Origin of the sequence: Dyella japonica DSM 16301, from assembly GCF_001010355.1 — a bacterium.
Classification (GTDB): domain Bacteria; phylum Pseudomonadota; class Gammaproteobacteria; order Xanthomonadales; family Rhodanobacteraceae; genus Dyella; species Dyella japonica.
On sequence record NZ_JPLA01000142.1, the window covers coordinates 1 to 358 of the forward strand.

Annotated in this window: 1 protein-coding gene; it reads left to right on the forward strand. The window is 38.8% G+C overall.

Annotation, left to right across the window (positions count from 1 at the left end; translation table 11 throughout):
- Positions 1-92: 92 nt before the first annotated feature.
- Positions 93-358: hypothetical protein (locus tag Y882_RS19640; RefSeq protein WP_046973418.1), on the forward strand; the 266-nt coding region annotated here is incomplete at its 3' end.

The window sequence follows — 358 nt, forward strand, 5'->3', positions numbered from 1 at the left end:
AATCTAGCCCAATCTAAATGGTATCGTCAGACACCTAATCGCGCGAAACGCGTAATCTCAACATTTAAAACAGGAACTTGGAAAGCGTATATATGAAAACATATAGTGAATTTTTATCAGAATCTATTCTTAACGAAGCTACTGACACATTTGCAACTAAGCTAGGTGCAGCTTTGGTTGAAGCCGAAAGTCTATTAGCACGTATTTCTGAACTTGCTAGTAAGATAGATACTCGCAAATTTGAACGTACCAGCGATATCGCTAAGCTTGAAGCCTTGTTACGTATGTGCGATAAACCGGAAGAAATCGCTAAGAACGGCTCGCTGATGAAACAACGTCTTGAAAAATATATTTCAGG